Consider the following 13479-nt stretch of genomic DNA (forward strand, 5'->3'; position numbering starts at 1 on the left):
CCGAGACCGGTCGCTCACTCAACGTACTGACGAATGATCCTCCTGCCGAAGTGAATCCACCCCAACAGGAAAACCTTCCTTTAATACTAGTGTGAGACTTGATACTTTCGCTTTCCGGCAGACCCCGAAGGATCCACCGGCGCGTCTTGCATCAAGCGCCCACACTTATCGGCTGTTAATTTTTAAAGATCGATTACGCATTCACTACCAAAACCGCACCAGACTTCCAGCTACCCGGCACCGCTTCGTTCTGCGTCGCTGCATCAGCAGCAGAGAAACGAGATTATGAAGATCGGTCGGCGTGTCGTCAATCCCCCTTGTGCAATTATTTTCAAAAAGTTGAGAGACACCGAAGCAGCCCTTGCCCGTGGCACCAGGAAAATACTTAGGTATCCGAGTTAATTTCCGGCTGATAGCAGCGATTGCGATTTTTTGCAAGCAGAGACGCTATCGAACAATCTCACGCCACGATACGCAGAAGGCATGGCGACGGAGACGGAGACGGAGACGGAGAAGGCAGAGGGCACGGGGGGGCGCAGCAGAAACTGCACGCAAGCCATAAAGACAAACAAGAAGCGCGAACGCGGAGAATGGTTTTGTGAGTGACTCTTCGGCGCGCGCAGCGCTGCCGGAAGTATGACTCCCTTGTCACTGACGCTGAATGTGCGAAGGCACGGATTCCAGATACACCACTGCCTCCTCCTAGCCAGGGGCCCCGCTTATGAGCTAGCGGTGTGAAGCGGCTTTCTTTGCTTATCTTTCTTTGCCGCGGCAAAGAAAGTAAGTGCCGCCCCGCACAGGGGCAACACTAATAGACCACTAACAACTCAAGGAAAGGCCAACCTCGCAGGCAAACAAAAACCCCTAAAGCTCCCTACCGGCGCAGCCGTAAACAAGTAATCCAGCAACATATTCAGCCGCCGACTATGGAAAACCCGTCAGAAGCCCTGGCAGAAGCTCAAGCAGAACCCAACACTGCACCCCAAACACCGGACCTCCCCTCACGGCACCTGACTCTGGAGTCAGTCCCAATAGGCACACCGCTCGACTGGCCGATCGCAGACTCCGACGGCACACTCCTCTTCGCCAGCGGCACCATCCTGGCGACCACGGACGAGCGCAAATTCCTCTTCGACCACTTCCACCCGCAACGCGGCGACCGGCTGGACACGGCTACGCAACCGGAATCCCACCCCGACCACTCCGCCGACACCACCGGCAAGCTCACACTAAAGGACATGCATCTGACGATAGGTGCATTAATGGGCGTGCGCTCCCAGCTAGGCAGCGGCGCCCCGATGCATCCTTGCCGCATCATCGGCTTCGCGCCCAACCACGCGCTCTTCGTCACGCCGCCCCTGCAAGATGGCCGCCTCCTCCCGCTAGGCCTCGGTGAAAACGTTGAGATCGTCGCCATCGCGAGCCATGCGGTGTTTCGTTTCGTCTGCACGGTCGAGGCGATTTGCCACGCCCCATTCGACTACATCGTGCTCTCGAAACCCGGCGTGATCCGCCGCCTGCGCGAACGCAAGTCGATCCGCGTCCACGCGCACCTCCCGGTGCGCTTCGGCATCGGCGAAACCGGCGATTCATATGAAGGTCTGGGCCTCGCCAAAAGCATCAGCGCTGTCGGCATGTCGCTGACCGCCTCATGGACGCTAGGCGCAGTCGGCGAACGGCTACGCGTCGCATTCCGCCTCAAATCGGCAGAAATGCAAACCGAGATCGAAACCACCGCAGTCATCCGCAATGTGCAGAAAGGCAGTGCGCCGGGCGAGCCGTCAGCCCATGGCCTCGAACTCGACCAACTCGATGCAGCACAACAAATGGCGATGAAAGTCTTCGTATTCGACCGCCAGGACGATGTGCAGTATTGGTCCAACAGTGCGAATTAAGCGCACGGAAACGCGCTGCATGGCGCGCCCGCCTCTCAGGCGATCAGTTCTTCCGGCGTAAAAAGCGCCGCACCCCATGCGTCGGCAAGCGTCTGGCAACGGCCCAGTCGTATCGCTTCCCGCTCGAAATCGACGAATACCACTTCGTCGGCGTTGAGCGGTCGCGCCGGTTGATCACCGCTGCGGCCGTCGGTCAGAATCCACAGCCAGCGCTGCTGCGCGGGTTTGCGGCGAGCGCAGCGCTCCAGTACCTGTGCGGCCTGACGCACACCGGACGCCAGCGGCGTCCCACCGCCTCCACCCACCGGCCTTAGCCACCGCTCGTTCCACCAGCGCGGCACGGCCGGACCGAAGCGCAGATCCGCACCAGCACCGCCAAAACACACCAGCGCCGCCTCGGCACGCGCGGCGCTGGCGCGATCGAACAGCGCAATCAACAAACCTTTGGCAAGTGCAAGGCGCTGCCCGCCAAGCATGGAACCAGAACAATCGAGCACAAAGCAATGCAGTACGCCGCCCCGCGGCGCCTCGCGCACGAAGCGCAGATGCGCGGCACGCAGTCGGTCCTGACGCATCGCGGTGAGCGTCGGCAGCCATGCAATGCGCTTGCTCGCTGCGCCTTGCAAGCGGCTATACGAACCTGCGCCGGCACCTTGCCGCCATCGAAAACCGCTGTGCGAGGCAGCGGCGGCGCCCTTCCGATGGCTCAGCGTTTTTTTGCGTTGAGCGGAATCACGCCTTTGACCTGCGCGACGCCCGCGGGCTGCGGGGGCAAGTAACCCCAATCGCTATCGCCAGCAGCGGTGCCCGGCGCTGTCTCTCGGGAAGATTGCGAAGGCGCTGCATCCGCATCGCCGGCAGCCTGCCGCGGTGCCTCGCTCTCATGTGCGTCGCCACCTGCACGCGTCTCGCAATCGTGGCGCCGATGCATCAGCACCGCCTCAGCGACCCGCTCGACGTGCTCCGCCGTAACCGCAGACGCCTGCTCCAGCGCCGCCAATGCCCGCGCTGCGCGCAACATCACGAGATCGGCGCGCAACCCATCGACCGCCGCATCGATGCACAGCGCACTGACATGCGCATGCACGGCGTCGTCGAAGGCGAGTTGCGGCAGCGCTTCACGCGCCGCACGAATCCGCTGAACATACGCCTCCTGTTGCTGCGCATATCCCGCGCGAAAACCCCGCGGATCGAGATCGAACGCCAGACGTGCCTTGACGATCTGCTGACGCACCTGCGGCTCAAAACAGTTCTGCAACTCGACCATCAAACCAAAACGATCGATCAGTTGCGGCCGCAACTCGCCCTCTTCAGGATTCATCGTACCGATCAGCACGAAGCTTGCATCGTGGCTATGCGAGACACCATCGCGTTCGACGGTATTCACGCCACTGGCAGCAGCATCGAGTAATGCATCGACGAGCGCATCGGGCAGCAGATTCACTTCATCGACATACAACACACCGCGATGAGCTTTCGCGAGCAGGCCCGGGGAAAAACGCACCGAGCCATCGCGCAGCACGGTTTCGATATCGAGCGTACCGATCAAGCGGTCTTCACTTGCGCCGAGCGGCAAATTCACCAATTGCCCTTCCGGCAACAACTCAGCGAGCGCGCGTGCCGCAGTCGATTTCGCCGTGCCGCGCGGCCCGCTCACCAGCACGCCGCCCAGGCCCGGATCGATTGCCGCCAGCAGCAGCGCCTCCTGTAACGGCGTCTGGCCGATCAGCGCAGCAAATGGAAAAGCGGGCCGCTGGGTCGCTGCATTCATGTTTGCATTCCTTCGATCTGCTGCTCGCTCGCGAGCAGATGCTGTTCGACTTGCTTGCGATAGCCGCCGGGCGCTTGCCACAGACCGCGCTGCATCGCTTCGAGCAGACGCTCGCAAATCGAATGCATGGCATGGGGATTGTGCCGCTGCAAGAACTCGCGTGTATCGGCGTCATTCAGATAGGCATCGGTGACGAGCGCATATTGATGATCGGCGATCACGCGAGCGGTTGCATCGTAGCCGTAGAGGTAATCGACCGTCGCCGCGATTTCAGCGGCGCCCTTGTAGCCATGGCGCTTCACACCATCGAGCCATTTCGGATTGACCACACGCGAGCGGACCACACGCGCAATCTCTTCGTGCAGCGTGCGAACGCGCGGCGCGGCCGGGTTGCTGTGATCGGCGTGATAGATCTGCGGCTGATTGCCCGCCAGATGCCGCACCGCCGCGACCATGCCGCCCTGAAACTGGTAGTAATCGTTCGAATCGAGCAGATCGTGCTCGCGGTTGTCCTGGTTCTGCAGCACCACGTCCATCGCCGCGAGACGCGTGCCGAACGCGTGGCGCGCTTCCTCGCCCGCAGCTTTCTGCGTGTAGGCGTACCCGCCCCACGCCTGATAGGCGTTCGCGAGATCGGCGTCGGTTTGCCATTGCTGCGAGTCGATCATGTCCTGCAGACCCGCGCCATAAGCGCCGGGCCGTGCGCTGAAAACGCGCCAGCCGGCGCGCTTGCGCGCCTCGGTGGCGTCCATGCCGCGCGCAATCAATTCGTCGCGTTCACGTAGCACGCGCGCGCGGATCGGGTTCAGGTCTTCGGGCTCGTCGAGTTCGGCCACGGCCTGCACGGCGGCGTCGAACAGATGCATCACGTTCGCGAACGCATCGCGGAAAAAACCGGACACGCGCAACGTGACGTCGATACGCGGCCGGTCGAATGCCTCGATCGGCATGATTTCGAAGTCGGTCACGCGATGACTGCCCGGCGCCCACTTCGGCCGCACACCGAGTAAAGCAAGTGCCTGGGCGATATCGTCGCCGCCGGTGCGCATCGTCGCTGTGCCCCATACCGAGAGCCCGATCGCTCGCGGGTAGTCGCCCTTTTCCTGCAGATGCCGTTCGATCAACTGCTGCGCGGATTTCAAACCGAGCGACCATGCCGCTTGGGTCGGAACCGCGCGCGTATCGACGGAATAGAAGTTGCGGCCCGTGGGTAGCACATCGGGCCGTCCACGCGAAGGTGAACCGCTCGGCCCCGGCGGCACAAAGCGCCCTTCAAGTCCGCGCTTCAGATGCAACATTTCCTGCGGGCCACAGGCGTCGAGCCGCGGCAGCACGTCGTTGCGCAAGCGCTCGATCACACGTTCGGCCTGGGGCAACGTCCCAGCCGCCGGCACCGCATCGGACGTCTCATCACCACACATGCCACGCAACATCTCGGCCGCCAACAACTCCAGGCGCTCGCGCGTATCGCCGCTGTGGCGCCACGGCGCATCGCTCACACGCTGCAAAACGTCAGGCCGCGGACCATCCCACGCCGCCGACCAATCCACCGACAGCGGATCGAACAGATGATCCATTTGCAGGTCGCGCGCCAATGCATCGATCAAACCCGCCTTGCCGCCCTGGCCATCGCCGACCGGAAAGCGTCCCAGCGCCAGCAGCGTATCGCGCCGCTGCACCCCAGCGGGCGATTGCCCGAACGTATGCAAACCATCGCGAATCTGCGCCTCCTTCAACTCGCACAGCCAGGCGTCGACGCGCGTCAACAGCACATCCTCATCGTCCTGACCGTCCGGCGCCGCGAGACTCAACTCTTCATGCAGCTTATGCTCGACGATAGTCGCGAGAATCGTGCGCCTCAACAGCTTCGAGCGGCGTGGATCGACCATCAGCGCTTCATAGTATTCGTCGACCTGGCGTTCGAGGTCCTGCAACGGCCCGTAACTTTCGGCGCGCGTGAGCGGCGGCATCAGATGATCGATGATGACGGCCTGCGCGCGGCGTTTCGCCTGACTGCCCTCGCCCGGATCGTTGACGATGAAGGGATACAGATGCGGCATCGGCCCGAGAATCAGATCGGGCCAGCAGGCATCGCTCAATGCGACGCTTTTGCCCGGCAGCCATTCGAGATTGCCGTGCTTGCCGACATGAACGACCGCGTCGATGCCGAACTGATGACGCAGCCAGAAATAGAACGCCAGATAGGCGTGCGGCGGCACAAGTTCAGCGTCGTGATAGCTCGCGTAATCACCCTGTTCACGAGAGCGCGACGGCTGAATACCGACGAACACCTGCCCGCAGCGCCAGCCCGCAATCATGAAACGGCCGCGCCGCAACGTCGGATCCTGTTCGGGCGAGCCCCAGCGCGCGTTGAGCGCGTGGCGGGCTTCGGCGGGCAGCGCGTTGAAATACAAAAGATAGTCGTCGAGCGCAAGGCTTTGCAGCGCAGGCCGCAAATCGCGCACGACCGGATCGTTCGTGACACCTTCGGTCAGCTTCTTCAGCAGTGCGTCGCCGTCGGCGGGCAAATCGCCTAACCGATAACCCTCGGCGCGCAACAAGGACAGAATGCCCACCACCGAGGCTGGCGTATCAAGCCCCACGCCATTGCCGATGCGCCCTTCGCTCATCGGATAGTTGGCGAGGATCAGCGCGAGTTTCTTGTCCGCGTTATCGAGGGTGCGCAGACGGCACCAGCGGCGGCTCAGTTCGGCGAGAAAGCCGACGCGCTCCAGGTCCGGCTGATAGCGGACCACATCGACCTCGGTGTGCGGACAACGATAGGCGAGCCCCTTGAAACTGATCGCACGCGTGATGATGCGGCCGTCCACTTCGGGCAGCGCGATATGCATGGCGATATCGCGCGAGTTGAGACCTTGATTGTCCTTGACCCAATCCTCGCGATTGCCGCCACTCAGGATCACCTGCATCACCGGCGCGTCACCGGCAAGCGCTAGCGGCTCGGGGTCGTCGATGGCAGACGCGGCGAAGGCGGTTGTATTCAGCACCAGCGCCACATCATGTTGCGCACACAGCCGCTGCACGACGTCGCGGCTCATCGCATCTTTCAGCGAGGTAATCGCGATCGGCAGCGGATTCAGGCCTTGTGCTTCGAGCGCATCGATCAGGGCGTCGAACACTGCCGTGTTGGCCGCTTGCAGATGCGCCTTGTAGAACAGAATCGCGGCGACCGGCGCGCCCTCACGCCAACGCGCCTGCCAGTCCGTCACGGTCGGCGTATCGCGCTCGGGATAGTAGAGCGTCGCGGCAGGCAACGCACGCGGCGGCGCAGGCTCGCGCCCCCAAGCAAGCGAACGGTACGCGATGCAACGCAGGAACGCATCCGCATTCTGCGGTCCGCCTTCCCGCAAATAGCGCCACAGCTGATGGCACAGATCCGCGTCGGCGGTGCTGCGCGCGAGCAGGTTCGGATCTTCCTGCAGATCGCCGGAGAACATCGCGAGCGTCTGCTGGTTGCGCTCAGCGAGCGCGACCACCTGCTCGATCCCGTACGGCCAATACGCTTCGCCGCCGAGGTGATCGACCACCACGACACGCGCATGCTGCAACACGTCTTCGACATAGAAATCGACTGAAGCCGGTTGCCGCAAATACGTGACGTTCGCGAGCCGCACGCTGGGAAAGCCTTCACCCAGACGAGGAAACACGCTCGCGAGCAGCGACAGCGTGGTATCCGCGGAGCTGAGCACCACGATATCGGCGGGTTGCTGGTCGATACGGATCACGCCTTGCGTATCGTCGACAAAGCCGCCCGGCGTGGTGCGCAGCAGATGCATGACTGGTTACGCCTGTTGCGGCTGGGCGCTTGCCACGGCACCCAAGGCGGCGTCGAATGCCTGTTGCAGCTCGGCCTGGTCGAGGTCTTCGCCGATCAGCACGAAACGGCTTTGCAGGCCTTGGCCCTTTTCACCCGCCTCACCCGCTTGCCAGCGGCGGTCGAAGTAGCTATCGAAACGACGGCCCACGCCCTGGATCACCAGACGCATCGCCGCACCCGGCAACGCCGCGAAACCTTTGACGCGGTAGATCGTGTTCGCTTCGACGAGCCCTTGCAACGCGGCGATCACGGCCTCGCGCGACGAAACATTCGCGTGCACCACCACCGAATCGAACTCGTCGTGATGGTGATCAGCATCTTCCGCCGACCCGTGATGGTCGTGACGCAGATGAATCGTTTCTTCCGATGCCGCTTCGAGGCCCAGCAACGTATGCAGATCGAGCTGCCCCATGTGCGCGCGCACGATCTTCACTTGCGGCGGAATTTCCGCGCGGATGGTGGCTTCGACAGAAGCTTGATGCGATTCGTCGAGCAAGTCCGTTTTGTTCAGAATCACCAGATCGGCTGCCGACAACTGATCTTCGAACAATTCGTGCAGCGGCGATTCGTGGTCGAGATTCGGATCGGCCTTGCGTTGTGCATCCACGGCGACCGGATTGTCGGCGAACTGGCCGCTCGCCGCGGCCGGGCCGTCAACCACCGTGACGACCGCATCGACGGTAAAGCTATTTTTGATCTGCGGCCAGTTGAACGCCTGCACCAGCGGCTTCGGCAACGCGAGACCGGAGGTTTCGATCAGCACGTGATCGATCTGCTCGCGGCGCTCCACCAGCTTTTCCATCACCGGGAAAAACTCCTCCTGCACGGTGCAGCACAGGCAGCCGTTCGCGAGTTCATACAGTTGCCCTTCGGTCTCGACGCCGTTTTCATCGCAGCCGATACCGCAACCCTTGAGGATTTCCCCGTCGATGCCGAGTTCGCCGAACTCGTTGACGATCACCGCGATGCGCTTGCCGCCCGCATGCTGAAGAATGTGCCGCAGCAGTGTGGTCTTGCCGCTGCCGAGAAAACCCGTGACGATGGTGACGGGGATCTTGCGCATTTGAGTTTGCATCGTGAGGTCTATCCGTAGGAGTTGCACGTGCACGCCGGCGCATTGTGTACAGGTCGGACAAACGGGGCACATGCCCCAAGCCACGACAATAACCAGACACGGGGACGAACAACGGCGTTACCGCGGCAACAGAAAAACAGAAAACGGGAGTGAGGTCATGAACGCGCCGCCGCATCCCCGCGGTGGTCATTCTTCGTATTCTGGCCGGTATCCGGGCTGGCGAAAGCGCCGCTTCCCCTTCCCGGGCGAGTGGTTTCTCGCCCAGTGGTTATATGCCGACGCGGCCTTGCGCGTGGACATCGAAGCCGGCTCCGCGGCGCCAGGCAATCAACCTGGAACCGCTTTTCGCTTACCGTTGCGGGGGCAGCACAGGTTGACCCGATCCATAGCAGGCGGGGCCCCTGTTTCCCGTTTAACTGCATGCGCACGAGCGCGCACACGAGCACCAAAAGTGCGTGCGAGTTTAGGCCGAGAGCCCCGTCCCGTCAAGGAAGCGCGGGCCGCGGCAGGGGCTTTCCGCCCTGCCGACGCGGCCTGCCGTGTGCTATCGTATGCGCGCGTTTGGTGCCCGCACATGCGTTCGCATGTGCAGTTAAACGGGAAACAGGCCGCGCTCGCTGCGCTCAACCTGTGCTGTCCCCGCAACGGTACGCGACCTGCGGTGCTTGCGCATCGCGCATGCGTTTTTGATGCCACTGTCTGACGATTCCGGACGGGAAGGCAAAACGCATGAGGCCGCCAGCCCGGATACCGGCCAGACGCGGAGGCAGCGAACGTCACGCTGCCGGCCGCCGGAATCCGCGAGGGACGGATGTGAAGGCGCTGAAGCACGACGTGGCGCGGCCGTCAGCGTTTTCCCGCGGGAAACGCTGCGAGCAGCGTTGTTCGTCGCGCGTAATCCGTAGTGCCGCATGATTTCAATTTCCACCGCCCCGGGCCTCTTCGTGCCTCACCCGTTCCTGCCTGTTACGACATGGCGCGCGCCATGCATGCCGCGATGAGCCGCGCCTGGCTGATTGGCGCCGGCCCCGGCGACGTCGAACTGATGACGCTCAAGGCCACTCGCGCGCTGGCGCAAGCCGATGTGGTGCTGGTCGACGATCTGGTCAATCCGGACGTGCTGCAGTTCGCGCGCACCGGCGCGCTGGTCGTGTACGTCGGCAAACGCGGCGGGCATCCGTCGACGCCGCAGGCCGGGATCGTCGCGCTGATGCTCGAGCACGTGCGGGCCGGGCGAAGCGTCGCGCGTTTGAAAGGCGGCGATCCGTTTGTGTTCGGCCGCGGCGGTGAAGAGCAGCAGGCGCTGCATGCAGCGGGCATCGAGGTTGAAGTAATCAACGGCATCACGGCGGGGATTGCGGCGCCCGCCGCGATCGGCATTCCGGTGACCCATCGCGATCATGCGCAAGGCGTGGTGTTCGTCACCGGACACGGCGCCGGCAGCGGTGAGCCGGACTGGGCCGCGCTCGTCGCCACGCGGATGACGCTGGTGATTTACATGGGCATGCGGCGGCTGAACGATATCGTCGGCGCGTTGCAGGTAGCCGGCATGAGCGCCGACACGCCATGTGCGGCGATCGAATCGGCCACGCGTCCGGAGCAACGGCATACGCTCGCACGACTCGGCGAGTTCGCGGATGCGGTCTCGCGCGCCGGGCTCGGCTCGCCGGCGATCGTGGTGATCGGCGGCGTGGCGTCGCTGGCTTTGGCGCGGGATGCCGCGAATGCTGCCGCGGTCGGCGCGGTGGATGCGGTGGATGCGGTGGATGCGGCGAACGTAACGAACTCGGCGGGGACGGCGAACGCGCGGGACGCCGCAAACGCATCAGACACCGCGAACCCAGCGGACGTCCAATGAAAACGCTAGCCGTCGGCATCGGTTGCCGCTTGCATAGCTCCGCTGAGCAGATCGAAGCGGCTGTGCGTGCCACACTCGGCTCGCATGCATTCGATGAAATCAGCGCAATTGCCTCGGTCGACATCAAAGCCCACGAAGCCGGCTTGCTCGAATTCTGCGCACGTCATGCGCTGCCGCTGAAGCTGTTCAGCCGCGAGCAGATTGCGGCGATAGCCGTGGACAAACGGTCGGCGGCCGCACGCGAGCATCTCGGCATAGACGGCGTCTGCGAGCCGTGCGCCTTGCTCGCCGCGGCCGCCGAACCTTTTGCGGCCAGCGCGCCTGGTGCTGTCCAAGCATCGGTTGCGCCAGGCGCATCGATTGCCCCCGATACCCCAAACGCACAGCTACTCGTGCGCAAAACCATCCACGACAGCGTCACGGTGGCGATTGCATCGACCACCGCCCACCCCGCCCGCGAACAGACAAACCGCGACACTCAAGAACAGGACCTTCCATGAAGACCGATCCCGAATCGCATCAACGCATGACCGAGCGCCGGCGCGAAGGTCACGAGAAAAAGCAGGCCAGCGCCACCGTCGAAAAAGGTCTGCTGATCGTCAACACCGGCACCGGTAAAGGCAAGACCACCGCCGCGTTCGGCATGGCCGTGCGCGTGCTTGGGCACGGCATGCGCCTCGGCGTCGTGCAATTCATCAAAGGTGCGCTGCACACTTCGGAGCGCGATTTCCTCGGCGCGATCGCCAATTGTGACTTCGTCACGATGGGCGACGGCTACACCTGGAACACGCAGAATCGCGACGCCGACATCGCCACCGCGCGCAAAGGCTGGGACGAAGCGCGCCGCATGATCGAGAGCGGCGACTATCAGATGGTGATCCTCGACGAACTGAACACCGTGCTGAAGTACGAATACCTGCCGCTCGACGAAGTGCTGTCGGTATTGAACGCGCGCGCCGAGATGCTGCACGTGGTGGTGACCGGCCGCCACGCGCCGGACGCGCTGATCGAAGCCGCCGATCTCGTCACCGAAATGCGTATCGTCAAGCACCCGTATCGCGAGCAAGGCGTGAAAGCGCAGCGCGGCGTGGAGTTCTGAGCAATGTCCGCCTGTCCGGCCCTGTTCATTAGCGCGCCCGCATCGGGTCAAGGCAAGACCACGATTACCGCGGGTCTGGCGCGCTACCATCGGCGGCTAGGGCGACGCGTACGCGTATTCAAGACGGGCCCCGACTTTCTCGACCCGATGATTCTGGCGCGTGCCAGCGGCTCGCCTGTCCTGTCGCTCGATCTGTGGATGGTGGGCGAGTCGGCCTGCCGGAACCTGCTCGCGCAGGCGGCGGAAGCGGACCTGATCCTGATCGAGGGCGTGATGGGTCTGTTCGACGGCACGCCGAGCAGTGCCGATCTGGCAACCACATTTGGCGTGCCGGTGCTCGCGGTGATTTCGGCGAAAGCGATGGCGCAGACCTTCGGAGCGGTCGCCTTCGGCCTCGCGCAATTCAGGCCGCAGGTGCCGTTTTACGGCGTGCTCGCCAATCGCGTCGGCTCGCCAAGGCACGCGCAGATGCTCGAAGAAGCGTTGCCGCCGGCGCTGCGCTGGTGTGGGCACATCACTGGCGACGACGAAATCGAGTTGCCCGATCGTCATCTCGGATTGCATCAGGCCGCGGAGATCGACGATCTGGACACGCGTCTGGATCGCGCCGCCGATGCGCTCGCGCAAACCGCGCTGGCTGAGTTGCCGCCGCCGGTCGAATTCGGAGCGCCCGCGCCGGAAACACTGCCGCGTCTTCTGGAAGGCAAACGCATCGCCATTGCGCGCGATGCCGCGTTCTCGTTCATCTATCCGGCCAACGCTACGCTGTTAGAAATACTCGGCGCGCACGTCGACTATTTCTCACCGCTCGCCGATGAAGCCCTGCCGGAGCATGCCGACGCCCTGTATCTCCCAGGTGGTTACCCCGAACTGCACGCGGCAGCGCTCGCCGGCAACACGCGCAGTGCCGCGACGATTCGCGCGCACGCGGCAGCGGGCAAACCGGTCGTCGCCGAATGCGGCGGCATGCTTTACCTGCTCGACCAGCTTACCGACACGCACGGCGCCAGCACGCCGATGCTCGGCCTGCTGCCCGGTCATGCAACAATGCAAACGCGCTTCACTGCGCTCGGCATGCAACAGATCGACAGCCTGCACGGCCCGATGACCGGTCACACTTTCCATTACTCGAAGCTGACGACGCCGCTCACGCCGCTACGTTCAGCCACCCGGCCAAATAGCGATGCCCCCGGCGAGGCCGTGTACCGCGCCGGGTCGATCGTGGCAACCTATATGCATGCTTATTGGCCCTCCAACCCGGCCTTCACGGCCGCCCTGTTCCATGGCGAAGCCTTTTAACGATTCCGAGCGCGAAGCCGTCTACCGCGCGATTTACGAACGGCGCGACATGCGCCATTTCGTGCGCGACCCGGTCGACCCCGCCGTGTTGCAACGCCTGCTCGACGCAGCGCATCACGCGCCGAGCGTCGGCTTCATGCAGCCGTGGCGCATCGCGCGCATCACCGACCCGGCTTTGCGCACGGCCTTGCACGCGACGGTCGAAAGCGAACGCCTCGCCACCGCCGATGCACTCGGCAAGCGTCGCGAAGAGTTCATGAAGCTGAAAGTGGAAGGCATGCTGGAATGCGGCGAACTGCTGGTGATGGCGCTGATGGACGGCCGCGAGCGTCACATCTTCGGCCGCCGCACCTTGCCGGAGATGGACCTGGCTTCCGTGGCGTGCGCGATCCAGAACCTGTGGCTGGCCGCGCGCGCGGAAGGTCTGGGAATGGGCTGGGTGTCGCTATTCGACGTCGACGCGGTGCGTACGCTGCTGCACGTGCCCGAGGGCGCGCGGCCGGTGGCGATCCTGTGTCTCGGCCACGTCGATCAGTTCTACAGCGAGCCGATGCTGGAATCCGAGCGCTGGGCAAGCCGCATGCCGCTCGCCGATTGCGTGTTCGAAAACCGCTGGCCGGACGACGACAAAGCGCAGGAATAAA

The 13479-nt window shown here is 63.5% G+C and carries 10 protein-coding genes and 2 riboswitches; of the genes, 6 read left to right on the plus strand and 4 right to left on the minus strand.

Going from position 1 to position 13479, the window contains the following annotated elements; translation table 11 throughout:
- Positions 1–926: 926 nt before the first annotated feature.
- Positions 927–1895, plus strand: coding sequence for a flagellar brake protein (locus KHO31_RS36295; RefSeq protein ID WP_201078400.1), 969 nt, complete (start codon positions 927–929; stop codon positions 1893–1895).
- 35 nt (positions 1896–1930) lie between these two features.
- Here the strand turns inward: KHO31_RS36295 and KHO31_RS36300 are convergent, their stop codons facing one another.
- From KHO31_RS36300 to cobW, 4 genes are all read right to left on the minus strand, one after another.
- Positions 1931–2470 carry a vWA domain-containing protein gene (locus KHO31_RS36300; RefSeq protein ID WP_201078430.1) on the minus strand — a complete coding sequence of 180 codons (540 nt, stop codon included), beginning with the start codon at positions 2468–2470 and terminating at the stop codon, positions 1931–1933.
- A gap of 131 nt (positions 2471–2601) precedes the next feature.
- Positions 2602–3666, minus strand: a complete 1065-nt coding sequence (locus KHO31_RS36305) for an ATP-binding protein (RefSeq protein ID WP_201078398.1) — start codon at positions 3664–3666, stop codon at positions 2602–2604.
- Complete coding sequence (gene cobN / locus KHO31_RS36310) at positions 3663–7463, minus strand: cobaltochelatase subunit CobN (RefSeq protein ID WP_211625695.1); 3801 nt, start codon at positions 7461–7463, stop codon at positions 3663–3665. Before cobN ends, KHO31_RS36305 begins: the two co-directional genes overlap by 4 nt.
- 6 nt (positions 7464–7469) lie before the next feature.
- A complete protein-coding gene (gene cobW, locus KHO31_RS36315) occupies positions 7470–8579 on the minus strand; it encodes a cobalamin biosynthesis protein CobW (RefSeq protein ID WP_201078394.1) in 1110 nt (369 codons plus the stop codon).
- Positions 8580–8764: 185 nt separating this feature from the next.
- Positions 8765–9045: riboswitch (cobalamin riboswitch) on the minus strand.
- Between the two features lie 79 nt (positions 9046–9124).
- Positions 9125–9352, plus strand: a riboswitch (cobalamin riboswitch).
- Positions 9353–9576: 224 nt separating this feature from the next.
- Between cobW and cobA the strand changes: the two genes are divergently transcribed.
- The 5 genes from cobA to bluB are packed head-to-tail and all read left to right on the plus strand — an operon-like array spanning position 9577 to position 13478.
- Positions 9577–10437: a uroporphyrinogen-III C-methyltransferase gene (gene cobA, locus KHO31_RS36320; protein WP_201139038.1), complete on the plus strand. Its 861-nt coding sequence runs from the start codon at positions 9577–9579 to the stop codon at positions 10435–10437.
- Positions 10434–10937, plus strand: coding sequence for a cobalamin biosynthesis protein (locus KHO31_RS36325; protein ID WP_201078392.1), 504 nt, complete (start codon positions 10434–10436; stop codon positions 10935–10937). Before cobA ends, KHO31_RS36325 begins: the two co-directional genes overlap by 4 nt.
- Entirely contained in the window at positions 10934–11536 is a 603-nt protein-coding gene (gene cobO / locus KHO31_RS36330) for a cob(I)yrinic acid a,c-diamide adenosyltransferase (RefSeq protein WP_074287655.1), read from the plus strand. Before KHO31_RS36325 ends, cobO begins: the two co-directional genes overlap by 4 nt.
- 3 nt (positions 11537–11539) lie before the next feature.
- Positions 11540–12835: a cobyrinate a,c-diamide synthase gene (locus tag KHO31_RS36335; RefSeq protein WP_211625697.1), complete on the plus strand. Its 1296-nt coding sequence runs from the start codon at positions 11540–11542 to the stop codon at positions 12833–12835.
- Entirely contained in the window at positions 12819–13478 is a 660-nt protein-coding gene (bluB, locus tag KHO31_RS36340; protein WP_211625699.1) for a 5,6-dimethylbenzimidazole synthase, read from the plus strand. The genes KHO31_RS36335 and bluB overlap by 17 nt, the downstream gene beginning before the upstream one ends.
- Position 13479: the final 1 nt, after the last annotated feature.

It is taken from the genome of Paraburkholderia domus, assembly GCF_905220705.1.
GTDB lineage: Bacteria > Pseudomonadota > Gammaproteobacteria > Burkholderiales > Burkholderiaceae > Paraburkholderia > Paraburkholderia domus.